28 protein-coding genes are annotated in these 25,647 nt (G+C 69.4%); 19 read left to right on the top strand and 9 right to left on the bottom strand.

Translation table 11 applies throughout. The features are described 5' to 3' along the window. From ftsY to ACXJJV_RS00400, 8 genes are all read left to right on the top strand, one after another. A complete protein-coding gene (gene ftsY / locus ACXJJV_RS00435; protein ID WP_456466198.1) occupies positions 1 to 1,164 on the top strand; it encodes a signal recognition particle-docking protein FtsY in 1,164 nt (387 codons plus the stop codon). Further along, positions 1,161 to 2,507, top strand: coding sequence for a signal recognition particle protein Srp54 (locus ACXJJV_RS00430; RefSeq protein WP_456466197.1), 1,347 nt, complete (start codon positions 1,161 to 1,163; stop codon positions 2,505 to 2,507). The genes ftsY and ACXJJV_RS00430 overlap by 4 nt, the downstream gene beginning before the upstream one ends. Before the next feature lie 9 nt (positions 2,508 to 2,516). Continuing rightward, complete coding sequence (locus ACXJJV_RS00425; RefSeq protein ID WP_456466196.1) at positions 2,517 to 2,957, top strand: hypothetical protein; 441 nt, start codon at positions 2,517 to 2,519, stop codon at positions 2,955 to 2,957. 198 nt (positions 2,958 to 3,155) lie between these two features. Further along, the gene (locus tag ACXJJV_RS00420) at positions 3,156 to 4,013 is read left to right on the top strand and encodes a shikimate kinase (RefSeq protein ID WP_456466195.1); all 858 of its coding nucleotides are present in this window, start codon (positions 3,156 to 3,158) and stop codon (positions 4,011 to 4,013) included. Next, positions 3,976 to 4,254, top strand: coding sequence for a chorismate mutase (locus tag ACXJJV_RS00415; RefSeq protein WP_456466194.1), 279 nt, complete (start codon positions 3,976 to 3,978; stop codon positions 4,252 to 4,254). The genes ACXJJV_RS00420 and ACXJJV_RS00415 overlap by 38 nt, the downstream gene beginning before the upstream one ends. After that, positions 4,247 to 4,456: a 30S ribosomal protein S17e gene (locus tag ACXJJV_RS00410; RefSeq protein ID WP_456466193.1), complete on the top strand. Its 210-nt coding sequence runs from the start codon at positions 4,247 to 4,249 to the stop codon at positions 4,454 to 4,456. The genes ACXJJV_RS00415 and ACXJJV_RS00410 overlap by 8 nt, the downstream gene beginning before the upstream one ends. A 30-nt stretch (positions 4,457 to 4,486) precedes the next feature. After that, positions 4,487 to 5,374 (top strand): 4-hydroxy-tetrahydrodipicolinate synthase, encoded by an 888-nt coding sequence (gene dapA / locus ACXJJV_RS00405; RefSeq protein WP_456466241.1) that lies wholly within the window; start codon positions 4,487 to 4,489, stop codon positions 5,372 to 5,374. Positions 5,375 to 5,410: 36 nt separating this feature from the next. Continuing rightward, positions 5,411 to 6,550, top strand: coding sequence for an acetylornithine transaminase (locus ACXJJV_RS00400; protein WP_456466192.1), 1,140 nt, complete (start codon positions 5,411 to 5,413; stop codon positions 6,548 to 6,550). Here ACXJJV_RS00400 and ACXJJV_RS00395 read toward each other — a convergent pair. The 3 genes from ACXJJV_RS00395 to ACXJJV_RS00385 are packed head-to-tail and all read right to left on the bottom strand — an operon-like array spanning position 6,547 to position 9,564. After that, positions 6,547 to 7,248 (bottom strand): 5-formyltetrahydrofolate cyclo-ligase, encoded by a 702-nt coding sequence (locus tag ACXJJV_RS00395; protein WP_456466191.1) that lies wholly within the window; start codon positions 7,246 to 7,248, stop codon positions 6,547 to 6,549. The two genes, ACXJJV_RS00400 and ACXJJV_RS00395, sit on opposite strands and share 4 nt — an antisense overlap. A gap of 4 nt (positions 7,249 to 7,252) precedes the next feature. After that, the gene (locus ACXJJV_RS00390; protein ID WP_456466190.1) at positions 7,253 to 9,016 is read right to left on the bottom strand and encodes a type IA DNA topoisomerase; all 1,764 of its coding nucleotides are present in this window, start codon (positions 9,014 to 9,016) and stop codon (positions 7,253 to 7,255) included. After that, entirely contained in the window at positions 8,995 to 9,564 is a 570-nt protein-coding gene (locus ACXJJV_RS00385) for a hypothetical protein (RefSeq protein ID WP_456466189.1), read from the bottom strand. The genes ACXJJV_RS00390 and ACXJJV_RS00385 overlap by 22 nt, the downstream gene beginning before the upstream one ends. A gap of 81 nt (positions 9,565 to 9,645) precedes the next feature. On the opposite strand from ACXJJV_RS00385, the gene ACXJJV_RS00380 reads away from it, so the two are divergent. The 3 genes from ACXJJV_RS00380 (at position 9,646) to guaB (ending at position 12,595) form a co-directional block, all read left to right on the top strand. Then, complete coding sequence (locus tag ACXJJV_RS00380) at positions 9,646 to 10,359, top strand: (5-formylfuran-3-yl)methyl phosphate synthase (RefSeq protein WP_456466188.1); 714 nt, start codon at positions 9,646 to 9,648, stop codon at positions 10,357 to 10,359. Positions 10,360 to 10,416: 57 nt separating this feature from the next. Then, positions 10,417 to 10,998, top strand: coding sequence for a hypothetical protein (locus ACXJJV_RS00375; RefSeq protein ID WP_456466187.1), 582 nt, complete (start codon positions 10,417 to 10,419; stop codon positions 10,996 to 10,998). An 85-nt stretch (positions 10,999 to 11,083) separates the two neighbouring features. Beyond that, entirely contained in the window at positions 11,084 to 12,595 is a 1,512-nt protein-coding gene (guaB, locus tag ACXJJV_RS00370; RefSeq protein ID WP_456466186.1) for an IMP dehydrogenase, read from the top strand. Here guaB and ACXJJV_RS00365 read toward each other — a convergent pair. Further along, a complete protein-coding gene (locus ACXJJV_RS00365) occupies positions 12,552 to 13,313 on the bottom strand; it encodes a hypothetical protein (protein ID WP_456466185.1) in 762 nt (253 codons plus the stop codon). The two genes, guaB and ACXJJV_RS00365, sit on opposite strands and share 44 nt — an antisense overlap. A 79-nt stretch (positions 13,314 to 13,392) precedes the next feature. Between ACXJJV_RS00365 and ACXJJV_RS00360 the strand changes: the two genes are divergently transcribed. The 4 genes from ACXJJV_RS00360 to purE all read left to right on the top strand — a co-directional run bounded on the left by ACXJJV_RS00360 (position 13,393) and on the right by purE (position 16,526). Beyond that, on the top strand, positions 13,393 to 14,121 hold the full coding sequence (locus ACXJJV_RS00360; RefSeq protein WP_456466240.1) for a Nif3-like dinuclear metal center hexameric protein: 729 nt from the start codon (positions 13,393 to 13,395) through the stop codon (positions 14,119 to 14,121). 97 nt (positions 14,122 to 14,218) lie between these two features. Continuing rightward, on the top strand, positions 14,219 to 15,469 hold the full coding sequence (locus tag ACXJJV_RS00355) for a 2,3-bisphosphoglycerate-independent phosphoglycerate mutase (protein WP_456466184.1): 1,251 nt from the start codon (positions 14,219 to 14,221) through the stop codon (positions 15,467 to 15,469). Between the two features lie 4 nt (positions 15,470 to 15,473). Continuing rightward, the gene (locus ACXJJV_RS00350) at positions 15,474 to 16,022 is read left to right on the top strand and encodes a YqaA family protein (protein WP_456466183.1); all 549 of its coding nucleotides are present in this window, start codon (positions 15,474 to 15,476) and stop codon (positions 16,020 to 16,022) included. 12 nt (positions 16,023 to 16,034) lie between these two features. Further along, the gene (gene purE / locus ACXJJV_RS00345) at positions 16,035 to 16,526 is read left to right on the top strand and encodes a 5-(carboxyamino)imidazole ribonucleotide mutase (protein WP_456466182.1); all 492 of its coding nucleotides are present in this window, start codon (positions 16,035 to 16,037) and stop codon (positions 16,524 to 16,526) included. Here purE and ACXJJV_RS00340 read toward each other — a convergent pair. From ACXJJV_RS00340 to rpl7ae, 4 genes are all read right to left on the bottom strand, one after another. Beyond that, a complete protein-coding gene (locus ACXJJV_RS00340) occupies positions 16,508 to 17,101 on the bottom strand; it encodes a precorrin-8X methylmutase (RefSeq protein ID WP_456466181.1) in 594 nt (197 codons plus the stop codon). The genes purE and ACXJJV_RS00340 overlap by 19 nt on opposite strands. Beyond that, complete coding sequence (gene ilvD, locus ACXJJV_RS00335; protein ID WP_456466180.1) at positions 17,098 to 18,753, bottom strand: dihydroxy-acid dehydratase; 1,656 nt, start codon at positions 18,751 to 18,753, stop codon at positions 17,098 to 17,100. Before ilvD ends, ACXJJV_RS00340 begins: the two co-directional genes overlap by 4 nt. Before the next feature lie 121 nt (positions 18,754 to 18,874). Beyond that, positions 18,875 to 20,314 (bottom strand): aldehyde dehydrogenase family protein, encoded by a 1,440-nt coding sequence (locus ACXJJV_RS00330; protein ID WP_456466179.1) that lies wholly within the window; start codon positions 20,312 to 20,314, stop codon positions 18,875 to 18,877. 105 nt (positions 20,315 to 20,419) lie between these two features. Next, positions 20,420 to 20,794, bottom strand: coding sequence for a 50S ribosomal protein L7Ae (gene rpl7ae / locus ACXJJV_RS00325; RefSeq protein ID WP_456466178.1), 375 nt, complete (start codon positions 20,792 to 20,794; stop codon positions 20,420 to 20,422). Between the two features lie 170 nt (positions 20,795 to 20,964). Between rpl7ae and pth2 the strand changes: the two genes are divergently transcribed. Further along, positions 20,965 to 21,318: a peptidyl-tRNA hydrolase Pth2 gene (gene pth2, locus ACXJJV_RS00320; protein ID WP_456466177.1), complete on the top strand. Its 354-nt coding sequence runs from the start codon at positions 20,965 to 20,967 to the stop codon at positions 21,316 to 21,318. A 69-nt stretch (positions 21,319 to 21,387) separates the two neighbouring features. On the opposite strand, the gene infB is transcribed toward pth2, so the two are convergent. Next, positions 21,388 to 23,184, bottom strand: a complete 1,797-nt coding sequence (infB, locus tag ACXJJV_RS00315; RefSeq protein ID WP_456466176.1) for a translation initiation factor IF-2 — start codon at positions 23,182 to 23,184, stop codon at positions 21,388 to 21,390. Positions 23,185 to 23,268: 84 nt separating this feature from the next. Here infB and ACXJJV_RS00310 point away from each other — a divergent pair, with 84 nt between their 5' ends. The 3 genes from ACXJJV_RS00310 (at position 23,269) to ACXJJV_RS00300 (ending at position 25,646) form a co-directional block, all read left to right on the top strand. Then, positions 23,269 to 23,832: an XTP/dITP diphosphatase gene (locus tag ACXJJV_RS00310; protein ID WP_456466175.1), complete on the top strand. Its 564-nt coding sequence runs from the start codon at positions 23,269 to 23,271 to the stop codon at positions 23,830 to 23,832. A gap of 3 nt (positions 23,833 to 23,835) precedes the next feature. Next, on the top strand, positions 23,836 to 24,285 hold the full coding sequence (locus ACXJJV_RS00305) for a 30S ribosomal protein S15 (RefSeq protein WP_456466174.1): 450 nt from the start codon (positions 23,836 to 23,838) through the stop codon (positions 24,283 to 24,285). 65 nt (positions 24,286 to 24,350) lie between these two features. After that, positions 24,351 to 25,646 (top strand): DHHA1 domain-containing protein, encoded by a 1,296-nt coding sequence (locus ACXJJV_RS00300; RefSeq protein WP_456466173.1) that lies wholly within the window; start codon positions 24,351 to 24,353, stop codon positions 25,644 to 25,646. Position 25,647 lies beyond the last annotated feature (1 nt).

The raw sequence follows: 25,647 nt of genomic DNA, 5'->3' as shown, positions 1-25,647 counted from the left end.
TTGTTCGGCAAGATGAAGAAGCTGCTGGGCAGCGTGAAGGAGAGGGTCACGAAGCGCGTGGAGCGGCGGGCCGAGGAGGAGTCCCCGAGCCCGGGAAAAGTTAAGGAGACTGAAACGATTGAAGCAGGGGAAAAGACCGAGCCGGAGGAGGGGAAGGGGAAGAAGGACGAGGAGAGTGTTAAGGAGGAGAGGAAAGAGAGGATGGAGAGCGCTGAGGGAGAGGAGGGGAAGGAGACCGAGGGGAAGAGGCTGAAGAAACCGTCACTGAAGGAGAGGCTGAAGCGGGTGATCAAACGTGAGGTCACGATCACGGAGAAGGACGTGAAGGATATCCTGGAGGAGTTTGAGCTGAACCTGATAAGCAACGACGTGGCGGTGGAGGTGGCGGAGAGTATCAGGAAGGAGCTGGAGAGGGAGCTGATCGGCAGAAAGGTCAAGGGCAAGTCGGAGGTCCAGAAGGTGGTGGAGCGGAGCCTCCAGCGGGCCCTGCTCTCCGTGCTCGAGCCGGAGCGGGAGGTGGACCTGTTCGAGGTCATCGAGGAGGCCCGGGAGGAGGGCCGACCCGCCGTCATCATGTTCGTGGGCGTGAACGGGAGCGGTAAGACCACGACCATCGCCAAGGTGGCCAAGCTGCTCAAGGATCGCGGGTACTCCGTGGTCATCGCCGCGGCGGACACGTTCCGGGCCGCCGCGATCGAGCAGCTGGAGGAGCACGCCGAGCGGCTCGGGGTCACGCTGATCAAGGGGGAGAAGGGCGACGACCCGGCGGCGGTCGCGTTCAACGCGGTCCAGCACGCGGAGGCGAAGGGCAAGGACGTCGTGCTGGTGGACACGGCCGGCCGGGCCTACACGGACGTGAACCTGATGGAGGAGCTCCGCAAGATGAAGCGCGTGCTCGAGCCGGACCTGGTGATCTTCGTGGGGGACGCGCTCGCGGGCAACGACGCCGTGGAGCAGGCCCGGACGTTCGACGAGTACGTGGGGATCGATGGGGCCATCCTGACCAAGGTGGACGCGGATGCGAAGGGCGGGGCGGTCCTGTCCATTACGAAGGTGACCGGTGCCCCCATCCTGTACCTGGGCGTCGGTCAGGGCTACGATGACTTGAAGGAGTTTCAACCGGAGTGGTTCGTCGAGCGCGTCGTGGGGGCTGAGTCGTCGTGATCGGAGGGCTGGGCGACCGCCTCTCCGCGCTCGTGGACAAGATCAAAGGCGCCCCGGTCATCGACGAGCGGCTCGTGAAGGAGGTGGTGCGGGACGTCCAGCGCGCGCTGCTCGAGGCGGACGTGGACGTGAAGCTCGTGATGGACCTCAGCAAGCGGATCGAGCGGCGGGCGCTGGAGGAGGAGCCGCCCGCCGGCGTGCCCAAGCGCGACTACCTGCTGAGGATCGTGTACGAGGAGCTGGTGGACCTGCTGGGCGGCGAGGAGACGGAGGGGCTGGACGTCGACCCCTCCCGGGACGTCAACGTCATCATGCTGGTCGGACTCTACGGCATGGGTAAGACCACCACGGCGGCCAAGCTGGCCCGGTACCTGCAGCGGAAGGGGTACAAGGTCGGGCTCGTCTGCGCGGACCCGTACCGGCCCGCGGCGGACGAGCAGCTGCGGCAGCTGGCGGAGGAGATAGGCGCCCCCGTGCACACGGAGGACACCGACGACGCGGTGAAGATGGCCGAGCGGGGCGTGGAGGAGCTTAAGGACGAGTGCGACGTGATCATCATCGACACGGCGGGCCGGGACCGGCTGAGCGAGGACCTGATCGAGGAGCTCAAGGAGATCGCGGAACGGGTGGAGCCGCACGAGGTGCTGCTGGTGCTGGACGCCACGGTGGGCCAGAAGGCGGGCGACCACGCGGAGGCGTTCCACGAGGCGGTCCCGCTGACGGGCGTGATCCTGACCAAGCTCGACACGGCGGCGAAGGGCGGCGGTGCCCTCTCGGCCGTGGCCCGAACCGGCGCCCCGATCAAGTTCGTCGGCACGGGCGAGCGGCTGGACGACCTGGAGGAGTTCAACCCGAAGAGCTTCGTGGCCCGCCTGCTGGGCATCGGCGACATCGACGAGCTGCTGCGCCGCACGGAGGAGATGATGGAGGAGGAAGAGAAGGAAGAGGACGTCCTGGAGGGCGAGTTCACGCTGAAGGACCTGTACGAGCAGCTGGAGGCGCTGAGCAAGATGGGACCCGTGGACAAGCTGCTGCAGTTCGTTCCGGGGATGGGGGCGGGACGGCGAGCGCGCGAGCTGTCCAGGATCACGGAGGAGCGGTTGAAGAAGTACAAAGTCATCATGGACTCCATGACCGAGAAGGAGCTGGAGAACCCGGAGATCATCAACAAATCCAGGATCCGGAGGATAGCCATCGGGTCCGGCACGTCTGAAAAGGACGTCGTAGAACTCTTAAACCACTACAGGATGATGAAGGAAGTCCTTGAAGACATACAAAGCGGCCGAATCCCGAGGATCGGAGGGGAACTCGGGAGGGTCATAAGAAACGTGCTAAGGGGGTAGATTAGGATTATGGTGAAGAAGATCTCGGAGCTCTTCGTGATCGGCCTGCAGGAGGCGCTCTTCGAGACGCACGGCAAGATGGCGCTGGCCCTGAACCGGATCGCCGGCCGCGCCATGCTCGACTACCTGAAGGATCATGACATGCTGGAGGCCTCGGGGCACTCGACGGAGTCGCTGGCCCACGACATCCAGGAAATCATCGACACGCTGGACTCGGTCGAGAACGTGGAGGCCGAGGAGGAGGGCAACGAGATTCGAGTGAGGATCATCGGATGCCCGTTCTCCGAGGCCAAGCAGGCGCTGCTGAGGCGCGACAAGATGCCGGTGGTCTGCCCGTTCGCCTCCTGCATACTGAAAATCACGGAGGAGACGTTCGAGCAGCGGATGCGGATGAAGGAGATCAACGTGGACGAGGACCAGTGCGAGTTCGTGATGGAGAAGCTCGAGTAACTGTGCCCCGCCCGACGGGACCGGGGCGTCATCGTCGGGCGCCAGCCCGCCTCCGCCCGGTCGGGCCAGCGGGGCTCATCGCCCGTGTGCCCCGACCGTTGAACGGTGGTTCATCGGCGGCTCCGGCCACCTCACCACCGCCTGCCGCGCCGGGGCGGGCCCGCGCTCGGGCTCTCAGGAGCGTGACGGGGTGATGGTTTGCGTGGGACGGGTCGCGCCTACGCCGCCGGCACGGTCGTCAACGCCATTTCCGCCAAGAAGGGCTGCGCCTTCGCGCTGGATTTGAAGGTTACCGTCCGCGCCCGGGAGGCCGAGGAGGACGCCGTTCGGACGGACGTGGAGGACACGTCGCTGGTCGAACGCTGCGTGGACGTGGTCCGCGAGCACGTCGACGCGGAGGACGCGCGCTTCCGGATCGAAATCGAGTCGGAGATCCCGGTGGCCGTGGGCCTGGCCAGCAGCAGCGCGGTCTCCAACGCCGTGGTCGAGGCCCTGCTTCGAGCCTTGGGGAGGGAGCCCGAGCCGCTGGAGGTCGTCCGCCTGGGGGTCGAGGCCAGCCTCCGGGCCGGGGTGACGGCGACGGGCGCGTACGACGACGCCTGCGCCTCCTTCCTGGGTGGGATCGTGCTCACGCTGAACGATGAGCGTAGGATCGTCGACGTGCGCGAGCCACCGTACGATCACGCGGTGGTCCTCCTCCCCGGCGGTCGCGTGGAGACCCGGGAGGTGGACGTGGAGCGGTTGGAGCGCGTCGCCCCGGTGGCGGAGGCCGCCTTCGAGCGCGCGCTCGTCGGGGATTACCGTTCAGCCATGCTGATCAACTCGTCCGCGTACTGTCCGTTGCTCGGGCACGACCTGGACCCGGTGCTCGACGCGCTGGAGGCGGGCGCGTCGGCGGCCGGTCTCTCCGGCACGGGCCCGGCCTACGTGGCCCTGTGCGAGACGAGGTCCGACGCCGAGGCCGTGGAGGAGGCGTGGGAGGACGTCGGCAAAACGCTCCGGACGCGGGTCGTTGGTCTTGAGCGCGTTGGAGGGGCTCAGGCGCAAGATCGATGACATCGATAGGGACCTGTTGGACGCCGTGATCCGGCGGCTGAAGGTGGCGGAGGAGATCGGTCGGGTGAAGGCCCGGGAGGGGCTGCCGCTGACGGATCGGGAGCGGGAGTCGGAGATTCGGAGGAGATGGAGGGAGAGGTTTAAAGCTGAGGGTCTGGATCCCGCCCTTGCGGACCTCATCCTCGACTCCCTGCTTGAGGCCAGCAAGCGGGTGCAGCGCGGGGTGATAGACGATGGGTAAGGTGCGCCCCTCGTTCGTGAAGCGGCCGGCCCGCGAGATCGTGGAGAAGTACGAGGAGTACCTCACGACCGACTTCGAGCACAACAAGAAGGTCGTCGAGATCGTGGCGGAGCCCAAGACCAAGCGCCTGCGCAACCTGATCGCGGGCTACGTGACCCATCTGATGAGGCTGAAGGAGCGTCAGGAGGAGTCCGAGGAGTAGCCGGGAGGTCACGCCTTGACGGACGTGGACATCGAGGGCATCATCCCGGCTCTGATCACGCCGTTCACGGACGACCTGAAAGGGATCAACGAGGAGGGACTGCGCGAGAACGTCTCGAGGCTGATCGAGGCCGGCGTGCACGGGGTCGGTCCGGGCTGTACCACCGGGGAGTCCTCCACGCTGAGCCACGCGGAGCACCGGCGCGTGATCGAGGTGGTCGTGGACGAGGTGAACGGTCGGGTCCCCGTCATCGCCGGCGCGGGCTCCAACTCGACCCGGGAGGCCCTGGAGCTCTCCCGGTACGCGGAGGACGTGGGCGCCGACGCGATCCTGTCCGTGGTCCCGTACTACAACCGGCCCCCGCAGGAGGGCCTGTACCTCCACTTCTCCCGGATCGCCGAGGCGGTGGACTGCCCGATCATCCTCTACAACGTGCCCTCCCGCACCGGTTGCTCCCTGGACCCGGAAACGGCCGCCAAGCTCGCGGAGGAGTACTCCAACATCGTGGGAGTGAAGGAGGCGAGCGGGAACCTGGACCTCGTTCAGCGCTTCGTGGAGGAAACGCCCGACGACTTCATCGTGCTGTCCGGCGTGGACGAGCTGAACCTGCCCATCCTGGCCGTGGGCGGCCGCGGCACGGTCTCCGTCACCGCCAACGTCGCCCCCGAGCTGATGGTCGAGATGTACGAGGCCTGGAAGCGGGGCGACCTGGAGCGGGCCCGGGAGCTCCACTACCGGCTGCTCCCGCTGCACCGGGCCCTGTTCACCGAGACGAACCCGATCCCCGTCAAGGCCGCGGCGGAGATGGTCGGGCTGTCCTCCAGCCCGCCCCGACCCCCGCTGAAGGAGGCCCGCGAGGACACCAAGGAGCTCCTGAGAAGGGTGCTGAAGGACCTGGGCCTGCTGGAGGGGGAGTAGTCGCTGAACGCGAGGGAGATCCTGGACCGGTACCACATGGACGTGTACTCCCGGTTTCCGGTCACGCTCGTGAGGGGCGAGGGGGCCCGGGTCTGGGACGATCGGGGTCGCGAGTACATCGACCTCGTGGCCGGGATCGCGGTGAACGTGCTCGGGCACTGCCACCCGGCCGTGGTGGAGGCGATCACCGAGCAGGCTTCCCGGCTGATTCACTGCTCCAACCTGTACTACAACGAGCCTCAGGCCGAGGCCGCCAAACTCCTCGCGGAGACGGCCCCGGGCGACCTCAACCGGGTCTTCTTCTGCAACTCGGGCACCGAGAGCATGGAGTGCGCGATCAAGCTGGCCCGGAAGTGCACGGGCCGCACGAAGTTCATCGCGTTCGAGCACGGCTTCCACGGGCGCACGCTGGGCTCCCTCTCGGCGACCTGGAAGCCCGAGTTCCGCGAGCCGTTCGAGCCCCTGGTGCCGGGGTTCGAGCACGTGCCGTACGGGGACCTGGACGCGGTCGAGGAGGCGATCGACGAGGACACGGCCGGGGTGATCGTGGAACCGGTGCAGGGAGAGGGGGGCGTGCGCGTCCCGCCCGAGGGCTTCTTGCGGGGGCTCCGCGAGCTCTGCGACGAGTACGGGGCCCTGCTGATCGTGGACGAGGTGCAGACGGGCATGGGTAGGACGGGCCGGTTCTTCGCGTTCGAGCACGAGGGGATCGTGCCGGACATCGTCTGCCTGGCCAAGGGACTGGGCGGCGGGGTCCCGGTCGGAGCGACGATCGCGCGGGAGGAGGTCGCGGAGGCGTTCGAGCCCGGGGATCACGGGTCCACGTTCGGCGGGAACCCGCTGGCGTGCGCCGCGGTGGTGGCAGCGGTCCGCACCGTGCTGGAGGAGAACCTGCCGGAGGCCGCGGCCCGGAAGGGTGAGAGGGCGCTGGAGCTGCTGTCGGAGGCGGAGGATCACGTCGTGGAGGTGCGGGGACGCGGCCTGATGATCGGGGTGGAGGTGGGCGACGGGGACCGGGCCGAGGAGATCGCCAGGGAGATGGTGGACCGGGGCGTGCTCGTGAACGTCACCTCCGGGGACGTGATCCGGCTGGTGCCGCCGCTGGTGATCACCGAGGAGGAGCTGGAGACCGCGCTCACGAGGCTCGTGGACGCGATCGCCGGGCGGTCGGGCTAGTCCAGGTAGTCCCGCAGCCACTTCACCTCGTTCAACTTCTCCCCGATCCGGTCCCGGAGCAGCCCCTCCGGCTTCTCGTACCTGCGGTCGCACTCGTGGGTGCCCGTGGGCGTGTGCACGACGTCCACGGGGACGTCGTGCTCTTCCATCGGGATCTCCCCGGCGGGCAGCACCTGCACGTCGTGCACGGTCGTGTGGACGGGCGTGTCCTCGTCCACCAGCCCCAGCTCGGCCAGAATGCCCCACTCCAGGTCGAAGTACCCGCCCCCCTTGCCCAGCCGGGCCCCGTCCGGCGCCACCGCCACGGAGCCGGCCACCACCAGGTCCGGGGCGGGCAGCTCGTCGGGCATGACCCGGCGACCCTCCCGGAACGCGCCCCGGATCGTGGAGGCGCGGCGCGGGTCGCGCGGGTTCTCGATCACGAGGAACCCCTGACGCAACCGCGGCGTGGGCATGATCAGCGTCTTACCGTCCCTCAGGGCCCGCTCCCGCACCGGCCGCTGGGGCGAGTCTGGGTTCACCTTGATCACGTCCGCATCCTCGTACTCGTCGGTCGAGGCCAGCCGGCGGGCGGCGAGCTGAGCGCCCCGGAAGTTGGGGATCCGCCCCTCGACGGGGAAGGGTGGGGCGGCCTCACCCGACTCCTCCAGCTCCCGCCACACCCTGCGGCGGATCCTGGCCTTCTCCACCTCCGACATGGCCCTACACCACCCGCACCGAGTCCAGCTTCCTCGCGTTCCTACGGACCGCCCGGCGAACCTCCCGGGCCACCTCCTCCATCCGCCTCCTCGCCTCCTCGGGGGGCAGCTCGGAGATCTCCTCCATCCTGCGCTCGATACGACGGGTGAGCTCCACGCTCACCAGCTCGGGGATCCGCTCCTCCAGCACCTCGATCAACCGCTCCCCGCGCCGGGTGGGCTTCATGCCGCGGCCCGCCCGCTTCACGTACCCGCGGTCGAAGAGCTTTTTCACGATCTCCGCCCGGGTGGACTCCGTCCCGAGCCCCAGCTTCTTCATCTTCGCCACCAGCCTGGACTGCGAGTACCGGGGCGGCAGCGGCTCCTTCCTGCGCTCGACCCGCACCCGGGCCCGCACCGTCTGCCCCCGTCGGGCGTCCGGCATCCTCCGCTCCTCCGGCCGGTCCCACGGGTAGACCGCGTACCAGCCCTCGGACTTCACCTCCTTCCCCTCCGCCACGAACTCAACGCCCGTGCCCGGATCGCGGGCTAGGATCCTCCACTCCACCACCTCCGCGTCCCGGGCGAGCGTGGCCAGGTACCGCCGGGTGATCAGGTCGTAGAGCCTCCAGGCCAGGGTTCCGAGTCGATCCTTGACGCGCTTCCGCTCCCCGGTCGGGGTGATGGGCGGGTGAGCGCCGTCGTACTCCCGCCCGGACACCGGTTCGTCGCGTCGCCCGGCCCGGCGGAAGTCCGACATCGCGCCCGGGTGGGCCCGCTCCAGCCGGCGCAGTAGGGAGTCGTGATCGAAGGTGGGCGGGTACCGATTCGTGGCCGTTCTGGGGTACGTGATCAGCCCCTCCTCGTAGAGCCGCTGGGCCGTGTCGAGGGTCTTCTTCGGTGAGATCCGCAGGATCCTGCCCGCGGCCCGCTGCAGGTCGGTGAGGTTGAACGGGGCGGGCGGGGTCACGCGCTTCCGCCGGCGTTCCACCCGCTCGATCCTCAGCTCCCGAATCCGGCGCGCCAGCCGTCGGGCCCGCTCGGGATCGCGGAGCTTCTCCCGGGACTTCAGCCGCCCGAGGGGCGTGTCCGCGACGAGCACCCAGTAGTGTCGGCGCTTCTTCTTGGCCTCCTCACGCTCCCGCTCCCTTTTGACCACCAGCTTGAGGGTCGGCGTCTGAACGCGGCCCACCGAGACGATCCCGTCGCTGCCCTGGGAGAGCTTCCGGGTCAGCGGGATGCCGTAGAGCCAGTCGGCGATGGTGCGGGCGAGGGCGGAGTAGGCCATGCTCGGGTCCACGCGCTCGCCCCGGAGGGCCTCCTCGAGCGCCCGGAGGATGTCCCGACGGGTGTAGGCGGAGAACCGCATCCTCCGGGCCCGCTCGGGGTCGTCCAGCCTCCCGCGCTTCCGGAGCCAGACGAGCACCTCCCAGCCGATCAGCTCCCCTTCGGGGTCGTTGTCGGTGGCCACGATCACCCGGTTCGCCCGGCCGCCCGCGTACCGGTCGACGGCCCGCTCCACCGCCCGCAGGAACCGGCGCTTCTCCCGGATCGGCCGGACGTCGAACTCCCGGGGATCGGGGAAGTAGTCGGGATGGTTGAACCCTGGGTCGTTCCGGGGCCACCACTCCAGCACGTGGCCGGAGAGGCAGGTAACGGCGAACCGGCGGCCGCGGTGGCGGGCGAATCCCAGGAGCCGCCGTCCGACCCACCGACCGCCGAGGAACCGGGTGATGGTAGCGGCCAGGCTGGGCTTCTCGGCCACGATCACCATCGTCTCGCCCGACATGCCAGCAGGAGCCCCAGGATGATCGTCCCCGGGTACGCGGGGGACGGGCTCCCTTCCCCGTCCTGGGCTCCGGCCGACGGCGCGCGCCGGACGAGCACCTGACAGTCGATCGAGTCGCTCCCGGCGGGCGATCTTAGGCTGATTCGGAGCCGGTGCGCGCCCGGGCGGACGTTCAGGGTGAGGGACTGCTGGAACAGCCCGTTGGCGTCCAGGCTTACGTCCCGCTGCAGCACCGTTCGGTCGTCGAGGGTCACGGAGAGGGTGCAGCGACTGGCGCGGTGGGGGGAGGCGACCGCCACGTTCAGGAGTGCGGGCCCCGAGAGCCGCACCTCCACGCGGTCGCGGACCCGGCGCCGGTGGGTGTCAGGGTCCACCCACGCGATCCTGGCGTAGTCCGACGGGGACTCCGCCTCCGGGGGCCCGAGGACGCAGTCCACGATCACGGGGTGGTCGTAGGGGAGCCTCTCGACGTCCTCAGGGGTCAGTACCTGGGCCGCGGTCGGGGTCAGGCAGAGGAGGAGCGCCGCGGTCGCCGCGAGGACTCTCAAGGCGTCAACCCCTGGTCCGGGCTCGCCCGTCCCGGAGGAACTATTTAGGGAGTTTCCGCAGACCGGGCTGGGGCCGGATCGATGCGGCCCAGGCTATTGGTGAGCCCCGTCGACCGGAACGAGGCGCTCGAGGCCGTGGAGGGCGGCGCTCACATCATCGACGTGAAGAACCCGAGGGAGGGCTCCCTAGGAGCCAACATGCCCTGGGTGATCCGCGAGATCATGGAGGTGGTGCCGGAGGATCGCGAGGTCAGCGCCACCGTGGGTGACGTGCCGTACAAGCCGGGCACGGTGTCGCAGGCCGTGCTCGGGGTCGCCTCCATCGGGGTGGATTACGCGAAGGTGGGGCTCTACGGGGTGAAGACGTCGGAGGAGGCCGTGGAGGTCATGCGGGCCTGCTCCCGCGCGGTGCGGGAGTTCGGGTACTCGACCCGGGTCGTGGCGGCCGGGTACGCGGACGCGCACCGGGTGGGTAGCCTGGACCCGATGAAGGTGCCGGAGGTGGCGGCGGAGGCGGAGTGCGACGTGGCGATGGTGGACACGGCGGTGAAGGACGGGAAGCGGCTGTTCGACTTCCTGAGCGAGGAGGAGGTGGGCGAGTTCGTGGATCTGGCCCACGAGCACGGGCTGGAGGTCGCGCTGGCGGGCTCCCTGCGCCGGGAGGACATGCCGGTCGTGAAGGAGCTCGGGGCGGACATCGTGGGCGTCCGTGGGGCCGCCTGCGAGGGTAACGACCGGGACCGCGGGTCCGTCCGCAGTCACCTGGTCCGGCAGCTGGTCGAGGCGCTGGCCTGAACCCGATCGATTACCTTTTTACCGTGGCGCGCCGCCGGGCCGCGGGGGAGCGCCCTCATGGGTGAGCTGGCGGACCAGATCCGGAAGCACGCGGTGCCGACGCTGGTGAACGGGCTGGGAGCGGTGCTGACGGTGGCGTTCGCGCAGCTGCTGGTGCCGATGCTCTCCTCGCTGGGCTCGGCGATCCCGGGGATCGGCGTCCCGGTGAACACGATGGTGACGGTCGGCGTGATCCTGCTGTTCTTCTACTTCCTCTACCAGACGATCCGGCACCTGGCTCCCATCGTGAACGCGGCGTCCGACCTGCTCTCTGAGCTGGTGCTGGGCGAGCGGGACGAGAACGTCCGGACCGCGACGTACAACCTGGTGCTGGCCATCGTCGCCATCCTGGCGGCGGTGCTACTCTCCCCGCTGGTCGTCCCGCTACCGGGCCTGGGCGCCGTGCTGAGCGTCATCGTGCTGGTCGCGGGGCTCGGCGTGGGCGCGCTGTTCCTGGTGAAGGCGGCGAAGGGTTACTACAGCGCTTTCAAGGAGAAGATGGAGGAGCTCTCGGAGCGACTTGCGGAGTGGGCGGAGGAGCTGGAAGAGCGGGCGAAGCGGGCGAAGGAGGAGAAAGAGGAGAAGGAGGCCGAGGAGTAGGCGCCCCGGCTTTTTCTTCCCCCTCCCGGCAAACCTTTAACGTGGTCGGTGCGGGCCCCGCCAAAAAGTGCGGGGCTCCGGCGGGTTGTCCGGTCGGTACACCCGGAAGTTGGAGGAGGCGGAGCTCGCGCTGACCTTTGACGACGTGTTGCTCGTACCGAAGCGGTCCTCCGTGGAGCCCGCGGACGTGGACGTGTCCACGCGCGTCACCGTCAACTACCGGATCAACATCCCGATCCTGAGCGCCGCGATGGACACGGTTACGGAGGCGGAGATGGCGATCGCGCTGGCCCGATGCGGCGGCCTCGGCGTCATCCACCGGAACATGAGCGTGGAGGAGCAGGTGCGGGAGGTGCGGAAGGTCAAGGAGGCGCGCACGGTCGTGCGCCGGGACGTGATCACCATCCGGCCGGAGGAGAGCGTGAAGAAGGCGATCGAGCTCATGGAGCGGCACGGGATCGGCGGCCTGCCCGTGGTGGACGAGGAGAACCGGGTGGTCGGAATCATCACCCGGAGGGACGTGGAGCTGCTTTCGGACGAGGAGGTGGAGGAGCTGGACGTTCGATCCGTGATGACGGAGGAGCCGATCGTGATCCGGGAGGGCCGCAACCTCGAGGAGCGCGCGATCGAGACCATGAGGCGGGAGAAGGTGGAGCGGCTGCCGGTCGTGGACGAGAAGGGGAGGCTGATCGGTATCGTGACGGCCAAGGACGTTTCCGAACTACGTGAGGAGACCGAGGCCGCCACGGACGAGGAGGGCCGATACCTCGTCGCGGCCGCGGTGGGCCCGAAGGACCCGGACCGGGCGAAGGCCCTGGACGAGGCGGGCGCGGACATCCTCGTCGTGGACTGCGCGCACGCGCACACCGAGACGGTCATGAACTTCATCCGGGAGATCCGGGACGAGGTGGAGGCCGACGTCATCGCGGGCAACATCGCCACGGCCGAGGCCGCGGAGGACCTCATCGGCGTCGGCGCGGACGCGCTCAAGGTGGGCATCGGTCCGGGATCCATCTGCACGACCCGGGTCGTGGCGGGCGTCGGCGTCCCCCAGATCACCGCGGTCGCGCAGGTGGCCGACGTGGCCGAGGAGCACGACATCCCGGTGATCGCGGACGGCGGGATCCGGTACTCCGGGGACATCGCGAAGGCCATCGCCGCGGGCGCGGACGCGGTCATGCTCGGCAACCTGCTCGCGGGCACCGACGAGGCCCCCGGACGGCTCATCCGGCTCCAAGGGCGCCTGTACAAGCAGTATCGCGGCATGGGCAGCCTGGGCGCGATGATGAAGGGGGAGGCCGCGGACCGGTACTTCCAGCGTCGGGAGCGGGGCGGCCGGCACGTGGCCCAGTCCAAGTTCGTCCCGGAGGGCGTGGAGGGCGTCGTCCCGTACCGCGGGCCCGTCCGCGAGGTCGTGTACCAGCTGATCGGCGGGCTGAAGTCCAGCATGGGTTACGTGGGAGCCCGGAACATCGAGGAGATGAAGAAGAAGGCGGAGTTCGTCCGCATCACCCGGGCGGGCTACGAGGAGAGCCACCCGCACGACATCGCGATCACGGACGAGGCACCGAACTACCCGATGGACCGGGTGCGGTAGGACCACCCCCGATTCCCTCGTAGTTCCTCAGGTTGATCAGCCGCACCCCGCCCACCTTCTTCAGGTACGCGTACTGCAGCTCCCGGTAGTGGGCCAGCTCCCACAGCGTCTCCAGCGGGGAGATCAGGAACGGGGTGAACCAGCCCAGCGCGACCGCGGTCACCGCGAACGGCACGTTCCCGTAGTTGGCCAGGATGTAGTAGTACGGCTCGCACCCGCACCCCCCGTAGAGCAGCGGGAACCCCTGCCGGACGGTACCGTGCCAGAACATCACCGAGCCCTTGGGCAGGATCGGTCCCGGGATGGGTCCGTCGTGCACCCACGTCGCATTCCTCAGCCGGTCGGCGAACACGAGCTCCCTCAGGACACCGCGCCAGTCCACCGGCGCCCGGTTCCCGCGCGGATCCAGGACCGCCAGGTTCCAGACCAGCACGCCCCGCTCGACCCAGTGCCCGTACAAGTTCTCGTACCCGGCGTTGTGCACGATCACCACCGCCGGGTACCCCATCCCACTCGCCACGCGAACCGCCGTCAGCTCGTGCAGCCCGCCCGGCCGGATGTCCGGGTCGTGCAGCTTCACGTACGACAGCCGGCCCAGCGGCAGGCAGTGCGTCGTCGCGTAGAACTTCACGAACCCGATCAGCGCGTACCCGAACCACAACAGCGCCAGGAGGGCCAGCAGCGCCCCTCTCCCGAGCCCAAGTCCCGTCGGCACCATCCGGCATCCCCGACCGCGTCCCGAGCGACGCTTGAATAACCTCGCCCCGGCCCGTCGCGGGGTCCCTCGCTTGCCCACGGTGCGGGAGATCATCGAGTTCCTCGAGGAGCTCGCCCCCCTGGACCTCGCGGAGGACTGGGACAACCCGGGACTCCAGGTGGCGCCCCCCGACGGACTCTCCCGCCGGGTGAGTCGGGTCGTGGTGGGACTCGACGTGGCGCACGTCGTGGACGCGGCCCGCAGCGCGGAGCTCGCGGTCACTCACCACCCGCTGCACCTGAGACCGCCCAGGAGGATCACGGGTCACACCTTCTCCCTGCTGCGCCGGGTGCTGGAGGCGGACACCACCTTCTACGCCGCCCACACGAACTGGGACCGGGCCGATGGCGGCGTCGCGGACTGTCTGGCCCGCCGGCTGAACCTGCGCGTCGTGGACACCGCCTGCGACGGGTTCGGTCGGGTCTGCGAGGTGAGGGGCTCGGAGGACGAGCTGCTCAACGCGCTCCGGAACTTCTCCCCGCTGACCACGGTCTACGGGGATTGGGAGGGCGTTCGGACGGTGCTGGTGGTCCCGGGGGCCGCCCCGGGCGAGGTGACGCGGGAGGCGGACGGGGTGGACGTCGTCGTCTCCGGGGAGGTGAAGTACCACACCAGGGCGGAGCTACTGGACCTGGGCGTGACCGTGGTGGAGCTGGGTCACGAGTACAGCGAGCTCCCGGGCGTGCAGGAGCTGGCCCGGCGCGTCCGGGAGGAGTTCGAGGTGGAGGTGAAAGTCGTCCCGCCCCCGGACCTGACGGTTATCCGTTAAAGTCTAGTAACCCGGTTGCCGGGCTGGGCCCGATGATGTGAGTACAGCACGCCGAGCGCGTCCCGTGACGACCACGGGAGCGGCTGAGGGTGATCGCTTGGGTAAGAGGATCCTGGTGCTCGTGGGGGACGGGATGGCCGATCGGTTCGAGCCGGACCGAGGGGAGACGCCGCTGCAGGCGGCGGACGTGCCGAACATGGACGAGCTGGCCCGGCGCGGGTCGACGGGTCTGATGGATCCGATCCGACCCGGGGTCCGACCCGGCAGCGACACGGCCCACCTGGCGCTGCTGGGCTACGATCCGTTCAAGGTGTACCCGGGTCGGGGACCGCTCGAGGCGCTGGGCGCCGGGGTGGAGGTGAGGCCCGGGGACGTGGCGTTCCGGTGCAACTTCGCGACGGTGCGGAGGGAGGACGGTGACCTGATCGTCGAGGACCGGAGGGCGGGTAGGATCAGCGAGAAGGAGGGGACGCCGGAGCTGGCCAGGGCGGTCAACGAGGAGGTCGATCTGCCGGTGGAGTTCGAGTTCCGGGAGGCGGTGGGCCACCGGGCCGTGCTGGTGCTGCGCGGTGACGGGCTCTCGGCGGACGTGACCGACGCGGATCCCAAGCGGCCGGGTCGGCCGGTGAAGGAGGTGAAGCCCACCTCGGACGACCCCGCGGCCGAGCGGACGGCGGAGATCGTCAACGAGTTCATCCGACGGGCGCACGAGGTGCTGGAGAACCATCCCATCAACGAGGAGCGCCGGAAGCGGGGGCTGCCCCCGGCGAACGCGATCCTGCCGCGTGGGGCGGGCCGGCTGAGGAGGGTGGAAGGGTTCGAGGAGCGGCACGGGATGTCGGGCGCCGTGGTGGCGGGCGCCTCGCTGATCAAGGGGATCGGTCGGATGCTGGACATGACGGTGCCGGAGGACGAGGGGATCACGGGGCGGAAGGACACGGACCTGCGTCGGAAGGCGGAGCTGGCCCTGAGGTGCCTGGAGGAGCACGAGTTCGTGCTGGTGAACTTCAACGCGGTGGACGAGATGGGTCACGACGGGGATTTCCGCGGGAAGGTGGAGATGCTGGAGCGGATGGACCGGGAGCTGGTGGGGAGGATCCTGGACGAGGTGGACTCGAGCGAGGTCGTCGTGTGCTTGACCGCGGACCACTCGACTCCGGTGACCGTGGGGGATCACACGGCCGACCCGGTGCCGGTGGCGATCTGGACGGACGACATCCGCCGCGATGACGTGGAGAGGTTCGACGAGGTTTCCGTGGCCTGCGGGTGCCTGGGTCGGTTCCCCGGGCTCCGGCTGATGGACGTGTTGAAGGACCTGGCCGACCGGTTGGAGAAGTTCGGGGCGTGATTCGGTGGGGCTGCTGGGCCTCTCCGAGCACCTCGTCCTTTACTTCATGGAGTTCGAGCGGGCGATCGGGCTCCCGGGGATGCTCCTGATCACGGCGCTGGAGTGCAGCGTGCTCCCGGTCCCCCCGGAGCCGTTCGTGTTCCCGTACGCGCTGAAAATGAACCCCTGGGCGCTCGCTGGCCTAACCGCCCTCGCGTCCATCGCCGGAAGCCTGCTCGGCTACGCCATCGGGTACTACGGGGGCCGCCCCCTCGCCGTCAAGCTCGTCGGGGAGGCGAACCTGATCCGGGTCGAGGAGCGGCTCACCCGGCACCGGCTCGCCGCCTGGGCGTCCGTGTTCCTCGCCGGGCTCATTCAGTTCATACCGTTCAAGCCCTTCACCATCGGGGCCGGCCTCGTCGAGATGGACCTGCGCCTGTTTCTCACCGCCGTCGTCTCCGGCCGGTTTCTCCGGTTCCTGCTGTTGGGGTACGTGTCTCAGTCCGAGGCGGTCCGGTTCGCGATCTCCCACTACCTGGGGCCGAAGGTGCTGAAGATGCTCATAAGCGTGTAGGGGGATCGGTGGGTGCCGGACGTGCTCGTGGTGCTGGGAAGCCCCAGCGATCGAGACGTGGCGGAGAAGGCGGTGAAGGTGCTGGAGGAGGCCGGCGTCGACTACGAGGTACGGGTGGCGTCGGCGCACCGCTCGCCCGAGCTGCTGGAGCGGATCGTGGAGGAAAACGATGAGGAGGTGAAGGTGTACATCGCGATCGCCGGGCTGGCGGCGCACCTGCCGGGCGTGCTCGCGGCCCGGACGAGCAAGCCCGTGATCGCGGTGCCCGTGGGCGCGAAGCTCTCGGGCCTGGATGCGCTCCTGTCCTCCGTGCAGATGCCGCCCGGGGTGCCGGTGGCCACCGTGGGGGTGGATCGCGGCGAGAACGCCGCCCTGCTGGCCCTCAGGATCCTCGCGCTGGAGGACGAGAGGGTGCGGAAGTTCCTGGAGGAGCACGCCGAGCGCATGCGGGAGGAGGTAAGGGAGGCCGACCGGCGGCTCCGGACTCAGCTCTCCAGCGCGTAATCAACCAGGGCGTTGAAGGCGGCGACGGCCATCGGGGTCCCTCCCCGCATTGAGAGGTTCGTGATCATCGGAACCCCCCAGTCCAGCGCCGCGAACTTTACCTCCAGGGAGCCCAGGCCCACGGGCATCAGCAGCGCCACGCTGACGGACTCCCGGTACTCGCCCACCTTCTCGGCGGCCGTCGGCGCGTTGCCCACGACCACGGCCACGCGCTCGTGCTCGCTCAGGATCCTGCGCATGCCGTCCCCCGTGACCGTGTCCCGGGCGCTGCTTCTCCCCTCCCGAGAGGCCACCCGGGCGTCAAGATCCAGCCTTTTCAGGGAGCGGCGGATCCCGGCCCTCACCATCTCCACGTCGACCGCCACCAGTTCCGCCCGCTTTAACCCGCGCACGACCTCCCCCTCGGAGGGCACCACCCGGAGCGTCTCGGCGATGAACGGGTCCCAGGTCGCGTGGGCGAGGCGCAGGGCGAGGTGATCCTCCAGCCCTTCCGGCTCGCCCAGGCGCTCGATCCACCGGTCCAGGCTCCGCTCGGCGATCCGACGCCCCCGCTCGGTCCGCTCGCCCAGCGTCACCGCAGTACGGCCCCTTCATCCGCTCCCCGAACCAGCTCCCGGTAGCGACGCAGGTACCCGGTCACCTCGTCCTCGGGGGGTTCCCACTCCCTCAGCCGGGCCTCCAGCTCCCCCTCCTCCAGGTCGACCTCCAGCCTCCGCTCCCGGACGTCGATACGGATGGTGTCCCCCTCCTCCACGACCGCGATCGGACCGCCCCGGTAGGCCTCGGGCGACACGTGACCGATGCACGGACCGCGGGTCCCGCCCGAGAACCGCCCGTCCGTGACCAGGGCTACCGAGTCGTCCAGTCCCATCCCGCACAGGGCGGAGGTGGGGGTCAGCATCTCGCGCATGCCCGGACCGCCGGCCGGGCCCTCGTAGCGGATCACCACCACGTCGCCGGGGTCCACCTCGCCGCCGAGGATCGCCTCGGTCGCCTCCTCCTCGGAGTCGAACACGACGGCCGGGCCCTCGTGCTCGTACATGTCCTCGGACAGCGCGGCCGTCTTGATCACGGCCCCCTTGGGGGCCAGGTTCCCGTACAGGATCCGAATCCCACCCTCCTCCTCGACCGGGTCGTCCTTCGGTCGGATAACGTCCCGGTCCCTGACCTCGGCGCGCTCGACGCGCTCTCGCACCGGACGGCCGGCGTAGTCCGGCCGGTCGAGATGAAGGTCCTCCGACAGCTCCCTCATCACGGCGGGCACGCCGCCGGCCTCGTACAGGTCGCGCATGGTGTAGGGGCCGCCCGGCCGCATCGCGCAGAGGTGCGGCGTGTCCCGGCTGAGCTCGTCGAAGTCGTCGAGGGAGAGGTCAACGCCCGCCTCGCGGGCGATCGCGAGCAGATGGAGCACGGTGTTCGTGCTGCCGCCCAGGGCCATGTCGACGCGGATCGCGTCCAGAAAGGCCTCGCGGGTGAGCACGTCCCGGGCCGTGACGCCCTCCTTGACGGCCTCCACGAGCCGCGCGCCCGTGAGCTTCGCGATCCGGAGCTTCTCGGCCTCCGTGGCCGGGGTCGCCGCGCAGTTGAACTCCGACATCCCGAGCACCTCGGTCATGCACGCCATCGTGTTGGCCGTGAACATGCCGGCGCAGGAGCCCGGGCCCGGGCAGGCCCGGTGCTCGAGCTCCTCGAGCTCCTCCTCCGTCATCTCCCCCTCCTTCACCGCCCCGACGGCCTCGAACACGTCGATGAGGTCCACGCGCTCCCCGTTCGCCCGACCCGGCTCCATGGGACCGCCCGTCACCACGGCGGCCGGCAGGTCGAGCCGGGCCGCGGCCATCAACGCGCCCGGGACCATCTTGTCGCAGGACACGACCGCGACGAAGCCGTCGAACCGGTGGGCCTCCACCACGGTCTCAATGGAGTCGGCGACGAGCTCCCGGCTCGGCAGCGAGTACCTCATCCCGGGCGTGTTCATCGCGATCCCGTCGCAGAGGGCGATCGTCTCCACCTCGAACGGGACGCCGCCCGCGGCCCGGATCCCCGCCTTCACCGCCTCCGCGACCCGGTCCAGGTGGACGTGGCCGGGGACGATCTCGGAGTACGTGTTCACGACGGCGATGAACGGCCCGTCGCCCTCCAGCTCCTCGTCGGTGAGCCCGCAGGCCCGGAGCAGCGACCGGTGGGGAGCGCGCTCGAGTCCCCGTCGGACCTCGTCGCTCCTCAACGCGGGCCCCGGTCGGTGCGCCGACCGGTGCAAAGATAAGCGTTCGGGACCGGGGGCGCCGGGGATGAGGAGGACCTTTGGGGCCGAGTTCGGGATGAGGTGAGGCCGGCTTTGCCGACCCCTAGCTCGATCCCCGGCCCAGGACGATCGTCTTCTCCTCCGTGAACTCCCGGACCGCCCACGGCACGCCCTCGCGGCCCACGCCGCTGGCCTTCACGCCCCCGAACGGCATGTAATCGACCCGGTAGTTGGTCACCCCGTTGACGATCACCCCTCCAGCCTCGAGCTCCCGCGCGGCCCGCACCGCCCGGTCCAGCCGGTTCGTGAACACCGCCGCGTGAAGCCCGTACTCGGTCGCGTTGGCCGCGCGGAGCGCCTCGTCGAAGTCCTCGACCCGGAGCACCGGGAGCACGGGTCCGAACGTCTCCTCCCGCGCGACCAGGGCGTCCTCGGGCACGTCCGCGAGCACCGTGGGCGGGAGCAGCCGGCGCTCCCGGGGCTCGCCCCCCGTGACCACCTCGGCGCCTCGCTCGACCGCATCCTCCACGTGCCTCATCACCTTCCGCAGCGCCCGGTCGTTGAGGAGCGGCCCCACGTCCGTGCGCTCGTCCAGCGGGTTACCCACCCGCAGGGACTCCGCGGCCCTCGCGGCCGCCTCCACGAATTCCTCGTACGCGTCCTCCACCACGATGGCCCGCTCCACGGCGATGCACACCTGACCGGCGTGGGAGCACGCCCCCCGGACGACCTCCTCGGCGACCCGTTCCAGGTCCTCCACGGTCTCGTCCACGATGACCGGATCGTTCCCGCCCAGCTCGAGCGTCTTCCTCGGGATGGGGGAGATCCGCAGCAGCCGCTCGCCCACCTCCCGGCTGCCCGTGAAGGAGAGCGCGTCGAAGTCCGAGCGCGCCAGCCGCTCGCCCAGCTCCCCGCCCGGGCCGACCACGACCTGGATCGCCCGCTCGTCGACCCCGGCGTCCAGCAGCAGCTCCGCCAGCCTCAGCGAGGAGAGTGGGGTCTCGGAGGCCGGTTTGTGCACGACGGAGCATCGGGCGGCGAGGGCGGGCCCCAGCTTGTGCGCGGGCAGCATCAGCGGGAAGTTGTACGGGGTGATGGAGAGCACGACGCCCACCGGCTCCCGGACCGTGAGGATGAGCTCGGAGACGCGCCCCGGCTGGGCGTCGCCCGGCAGCGTCTCGCCCCAGAGCCGCTCGGCCTCGCCCGCGCACAGCCGCAGCACCTCCGCCGTCCGGCGCACCTCGAACCGGGCCTCCCGGATCGGTTTACCGCCCTCGAGGGCGATGAGCCGGGCGAGCTCCTTCTCGCGCTTCCGAACCAGCCGAGCCGCCTCCTCGAGCGCCTCACGGAGCTCGTGGGTTCGGCGCTCCCTCCACCGTTTCAGACCTTCCTTGGCGTGTTTTCGGAGCTCGTCGACGTCGATCTCGGCGGGTATCAGCACGCGGCCGACCTCGGAGTCGTCGTAGGGGCTGAGGACCAGGAGCTCCTCCTCGCCCTCCACCCACTCGCCGCCGATCAGGCAGCCGAACTCGCGCTCCGGCACGATGGCCCCGCCGGCGGGGGCGGGTCCCGGGACTCTTAATCCGAGCGGCTCCCCGGCATCGTTACGAGACGATTAACGATGGCCGGGGCGGGAGGGGGCGTGGGCCTACTCGCGGAGCTCCTCGACCTTCTCGATGATCTCGTCGACCAGGTCCTTGGCCTCGCCCGGGTCGATGATGCAGGCGCTGGCGGCCGCAACGTCGATGCCCGCGGCGGCGCCCAGCTCGTCCTTGCTCGGTACGTACACGTACGGGATGCCCTTCTCGTCGCACAGCTCCGGCAGGTGGGCGACCACTTCCTCCGGGTCCACGTCCTCGGCGATCAGGACCAGCACGGCCTGCTCGCGCTCGACCGCCTTCGTGGTCTCGTTGGTGCCCTTCCGGATCTCGCCCGTGTCCCGGGCGATCTCGAGCGCCTCGTAGGCCTTCTCGGCGAGCTCCTCGGGCACCTCGAACTTCACGTACATGGGCTTGTCCGCCATAATCCGCACCCCCTCATCGGTTCATCCTCATCCCGGGCGTCGTCGCCTCGCGGTGGGCGCCGCAGACTCAATATAAATAAGATTTCGCCTCCGACGGTCGGCGACCCGATGAGGAGGAGCTGACGGGCGTGACGCCGTGACGAGACTCCTCTCAGCCGAGGGTGGTGCCTTTGGCCTACAAGCAGGTGATCGTCGTCCGGGGCGATCTGGACCTGAGCCGGGGTAAGCTCGCGGCCCAGGTGGCCCACGCGGCCGTGGGTGCGCTCCTGCGGGCCCGGGAGCTGGGGGCCCCGGTGGACGAGTGGTTGGAGGAGGGGCAGAAGAAGGTCGTCGTTCGGTGCGAGGACGAGCGGGAGCTGATGGAGAGGTACGAGCGGGCGAGGGAGCTGGGCCTGCCCGCGTTCCTCGTTCGGGACGCCGGGTTGACGGAGCTGGAGCCGGGCACGGTGACGTGCGTGGGGATCGGTCCGGAGCGGGAGGAGCGGGTCGATCGGGTCACGGGCGACCTGCCGCTGCTGCGGTGAGGGGCCTCCGCTAGGACGCGGCTCTTCACCCGTCCGTGCCCAGGTTTCTCGTCATCGGCCCGGGCGCGCTCACGTGCCGTAGAACGGGTCCTCTCGGCGCTTGATCTCCGCGATCTCTTCCAGCACCTCCCGCTCGTCCTCGGTGAGCAGGTCCCAGAACTCCTCGAACATCAGCCTGGCGTGCTCCGACGGCACGTCCGTGTAGAGGATGTCGCCCTCCTCGAAGTGGCGGCCCACGATCGGTCCCTCGATCGAGATGGCCACCTCCTCGCCCCGCTTGGCCTCCTCCTGCGGCTCCCCGTGCGACTGGATCTGCTTGATCCGGCCCAGCTCCCGACCGTCCTCGCGCATGAGCGGGTAGCCGGGCTTGATGACGCCGCCGAGGACGCGGACGCCCACGATCGCCGGCTTGCTCTGGCGGAAGATGTAGCCGGGCAGGACCTTGACCTTGCCCGGGCGGACGAGCTCGTCCAGGCGGCGACGGCGCTCCCGCTCGATCCGCTTCTCCACCATCTCCTCGTACTTCTCCACCAGCTCGTAGATCACGTCGTCGATGATGATGTCCACGTCGTACTCCTCCGCCAGCTCCTCCGCCTCCTCGGTGATGCCCACGTTGAACCCCACGATCACGCCCAGGCGCGGGTCCTTCTCGGCGACCGCGTGCGCCTCGATCACGTCCTCCTTCGTGATGTCACCCACGTCGGCGCGCCGGATGGGTACCTCCTTCTCCTTGAACTCGCCCACCACGGCCTCCAGCGTGCCGAGCGTGTCCGCCTTGATGATGATCCCGTCCTTGTCCGTCTCGATCGTGACCTCTTCCACCTCCTGCTGCACCTCCTTCACGACCTCCTCCACGTCCTCGTCCTCCCCCACGACCCGCAGCGGGGTCCCGGCGATCGCCCGGTCCAGCTCCGGCGCGCTGATCTTCACGCCGGCCGCGGCGCTCACCTCATCCACCTTCCGGAACCGGTCGCTCGGGTCGCGCATCTCGTCCATCGGCTTGGGCTTCAGCAGCGAGCGGACTCGGGTGACGATCGGCTCCTCGGGGTGGCCGATGACGATCCGGTCGCCCGTCCGGATGATCCCGTCGTAGAGAATCGCGTCCACCGTGTGGCCCAGGCCCGGCTCCTTCTTGACCTCCAGGATCGCGGCCTTCCCGGGCCCGCTCACCTCGATCCTGAGCTGCTCCTCCAGGAACCGCTGGGCGAGCCCCGTCACGACCATGAGCAGCTCGGGGATGCCCTCCCCGGTGATCCCGCTCGTGGGGACGATGGCGACCGTGCGCGTGAAGTCCCGCACGCGGTCGAAGCGTTCCGCCTGGAACCCGTGCTGGTGCAGCTGGCCGATGAGCTCGTAGATCTTCTCCTCCACCCGCTTCTGCACCTCCGGGGACTGCTTCTGGAACGACTCCAGGAAGGGAGAGTCCTCGTGCGGCTGCCAGCCGGGGACCCGGTCCACCTTGTTCGCCGCGACCACGAACGGCGTCTTGTAGCGGCGGAGGATCCGCAGGGCCTCCTCGGTCTGGGGCATGACGCCTTCCATGATGTCGATGACCAGGATCGCGATGTCCGCGAGGGCGCCCCCGCGGCGGCGGAGGTTGGTGAAGGCCTCGTGACCGGGCGTGTCGATGAACAGGAGGCCCGGGATCGTGAGCTCCACGTCGAGCTGCTCGAGCAGGGGCCCGCAAATCTCCTTTATCACGTCCAGCGGGATCTCCGACGCGCCGATGTGCTGCGTGATGCCGCCCGCCTCCTTGGCGGCCACGGCGGTCCCCCGGATCTTGTCCAGGAGGGTCGTTTTACCGTGATCCACGTGCCCCAGCACCGATATGATGGGTTGCCGGATCGCCTTCTCACCCTCGCTCAACTTCAACCGTCCCCCAACGCCCTTTCAACGGTCTTCAGGCCGGACTGCACCCACAATTTAAACGTTGGGTGGGGGCGGCGCCGCTTGAAGATCCTCGTCGCCACCGGAAACCGGGCCAAGTTCCGGGAGATGAGGGACATCCTCCGGGAGCACGGGATCGAGGCGGAGCGCGTGGACGTGGACTACCCGGAGCTGCAGTCGGACAGCCCGGAGGAGATCGCGGCCCACGGGGCCCGGTACTGCGCCGAATCGCTCGGTAAGCCGGTGATCGTGGAGGACTCGGGCCTGTTCGTGGACGCGCTGAACGGGTTCCCGGGCCCGTACTCCGCCTACGTGTACGAGACGATCGGAAACGAGGGTATCCTCCGACTGCTGGAGGGCGAGGAGGACCGCTCGGCCCGGTTCATCTCCGTGGTCGGGTACTGCGAGCCCGGCGGGAAGCCCGTGACGTTCACCGGGGAGGTGCGCGGGCGGATCGCGGAGGAACCGCGCGGGGAGGAGGGGTTTGGGTACGACCCCATCTTCATCCCGGAGGGCCGAGAAAAAACGTTCGCCGAGCTGGGCGTTGAGGAAAAATGTAAAATGTCGCACCGAGCCCGGGCCCTCGAGAAGTTCGCGAGATGGTTCAAGCGTCGCGCGGGGCGATGAGCGATGGCGCGCATGCACTCGCGGGACAAGGGCAAGTCCGGCTCCACCCGGCCCCCGCGCGTGGCCCCTCCCTCGTGGGTGGAGTACTCGCCCGAGGAGGTGGAGAGCCTGGTCGTGGACCTGGCCAAGCAGGGCTACGAGCCCGCGATGATCGGGATCAAGCTGCGCGACGAGTACGGGATCCCGGACGTGAAGCTGATCACGGGCAAGAAGATCACCGAGATCCTGGAGGAGCACGGGCTGGCCCCGGAGATCCCGGAGGACCTACTGAACCTGATCCGGCGGGCCAAGCGACTCCGCGAGCACCTGAAGCGGCACCCCAAGGACCTGCACTCGCGGCGCGGACTGCAGCTGATCGAGTCGAAGATCCACCGGCTGGTGCGGTACTACAAGCGGAAGGGCAAGCTGCCAGAGGACTGGCGGTACGACCCGGAGGCCCTGCACGTCGAGTAGGCCGACCCCCGGCCGAATCGTTACGAGCCGATTAACGATCGACGGGGGTGAAAAGGGGAGATACCTTGAGCGAGGACCGCTGGAGCGAGCTGGAGGAGCTGATGGGGGAGGGCGCCGACCTACTCTCCGACCTGGAGGGACACGCGGTCCGCGTGTACACGCACAACGACGCGGACGGGCTCTCCGCCGGGGCCATCCTGACCTTCACCCTCCGGTGCCTGAGGACCCCGGCCACCGTCCGCGTGCTGGACAACGAGTCCGACGTGCTGGAGCACGGGCTCGACGGCCCCACCATCCTCCTGGACATGGGCAGCGGCATCCTACGCCACCTCTCCTCCGACCACCCGGTGCTCGTCGTGGACCACCACGAGGCGCCCGACGAGGCGCCCGACAACGTCACCCTGGTGAACCCGCGCCGGTGCGGGTTCAACGGCGGGACTGAGGCCTCCGCGTCCACCGTGACCTACCTACTCTGCAAGTTCTTGGTCAAGCTGGAGCGCACGGAGCTCCCCAAAACGGCCCTGGTGGGTGCCTACGGGGACAACCAGGCCGACCGGCGCGGGGTGCGCGGGCTGAACCGGATCCCGGAGCGGGACGGGGAGGAGGGCGAGGTCCTGGAGCCCCGGGACCCCGCGTACTGGACGTACGGGCGCGCCACCATGACCGTCGGGGAGATCGTGGAGACGCTGTCCGGCCCGGAGGTCCGGCGAGCGCTCGAGGCCCGATTCGGGGAGCTGGACCGGCCCCCGGTCGAGCTGCCCCGGGAGGAGGAGTGCGAGATCGTGGAGGAACACGCCCAGCTGACGGACCTGAACGGGAAAACCGGATACATCCACGTCTTCCACGACGAGCGACCGCTGGCGGAGCTGAGGGATCCGCTGGAGACGGCCACCCTACTCAACGCCTGCGGGCGGTACGGTGAGGGTTGGGTCGGGCTGGTCGTCGCCATGGGATGCTGGGACCACCTGGACCGGGCCAAGCGCCTCCGACGCAAGCACAGGGCCGTGATCCGGGAGGCGCTGTCCAGGCTCGAGCGCGGTCAGGGCGTGCGGGACCGCGACGGCTACCTGCTCGTCGAGGGCGACCGGCTCGGCGTGCCTCCCACCGTGATCGGCATCGTCTCCCAGATCGTGTGCGAGAACGAGGGTAAGGTCGTGGTGGGCGTGTCCCGCGTGGACGATGACACGGTCAAGGTCTCGATCCGATGCCCCGAGGACAGCGGGGTGGACGCGGGCGAGCTCGCCAGCGAGGCCGCCGAGCTGGTAGGCGGCGAGGGGGGCGGGCACGAGCGGGCGGCCGGGGCCGAGATCCCGGCGGACCGACTGGACGAGTTCCTCAGGTGCCTGGAGCGGACGCTGTGAG

The sequence above is a fragment of the Methanopyrus sp. genome, assembly GCF_053997775.1.
Note: the sequence above shows the minus strand (reverse complement) of the source record. Positions and strands in the feature narration are given on the sequence as shown.

Coding starts and splice junctions, on each gene's coding strand:
- ACXJJV_RS00395 (WP_456466191.1), bottom strand. CDS start 7,248: ATGTCGGAGGTGGAGAAGGCCAGGATCCGCCGCAGGGTGTGGCGGGAG.
- ACXJJV_RS00400 (WP_456466192.1), top strand. CDS start 5,411: ATGGACGTGTACTCCCGGTTTCCGGTCACGCTCGTGAGGGGCGAGGGG.
- ACXJJV_RS00425 (WP_456466196.1), top strand. CDS start 2,517: ATGGTGAAGAAGATCTCGGAGCTCTTCGTGATCGGCCTGCAGGAGGCG.
- ACXJJV_RS00410 (WP_456466193.1), top strand. CDS start 4,247: ATGGGTAAGGTGCGCCCCTCGTTCGTGAAGCGGCCGGCCCGCGAGATC.
- ACXJJV_RS00365 (WP_456466185.1), bottom strand. CDS start 13,313: ATGGTGCCGACGGGACTTGGGCTCGGGAGAGGGGCGCTGCTGGCCCTC.
- ACXJJV_RS00375 (WP_456466187.1), top strand. CDS start 10,417: ATGGGTGAGCTGGCGGACCAGATCCGGAAGCACGCGGTGCCGACGCTG.
- rpl7ae (WP_456466178.1), bottom strand. CDS start 20,794: ATGGCGGACAAGCCCATGTACGTGAAGTTCGAGGTGCCCGAGGAGCTC.
- ACXJJV_RS00380 (WP_456466188.1), top strand. CDS start 9,646: ATGCGGCCCAGGCTATTGGTGAGCCCCGTCGACCGGAACGAGGCGCTC.
- ACXJJV_RS00390 (WP_456466190.1), bottom strand. CDS start 9,016: ATGTCGGGCGAGACGATGGTGATCGTGGCCGAGAAGCCCAGCCTGGCC.
- ACXJJV_RS00305 (WP_456466174.1), top strand. CDS start 23,836: ATGGCGCGCATGCACTCGCGGGACAAGGGCAAGTCCGGCTCCACCCGG.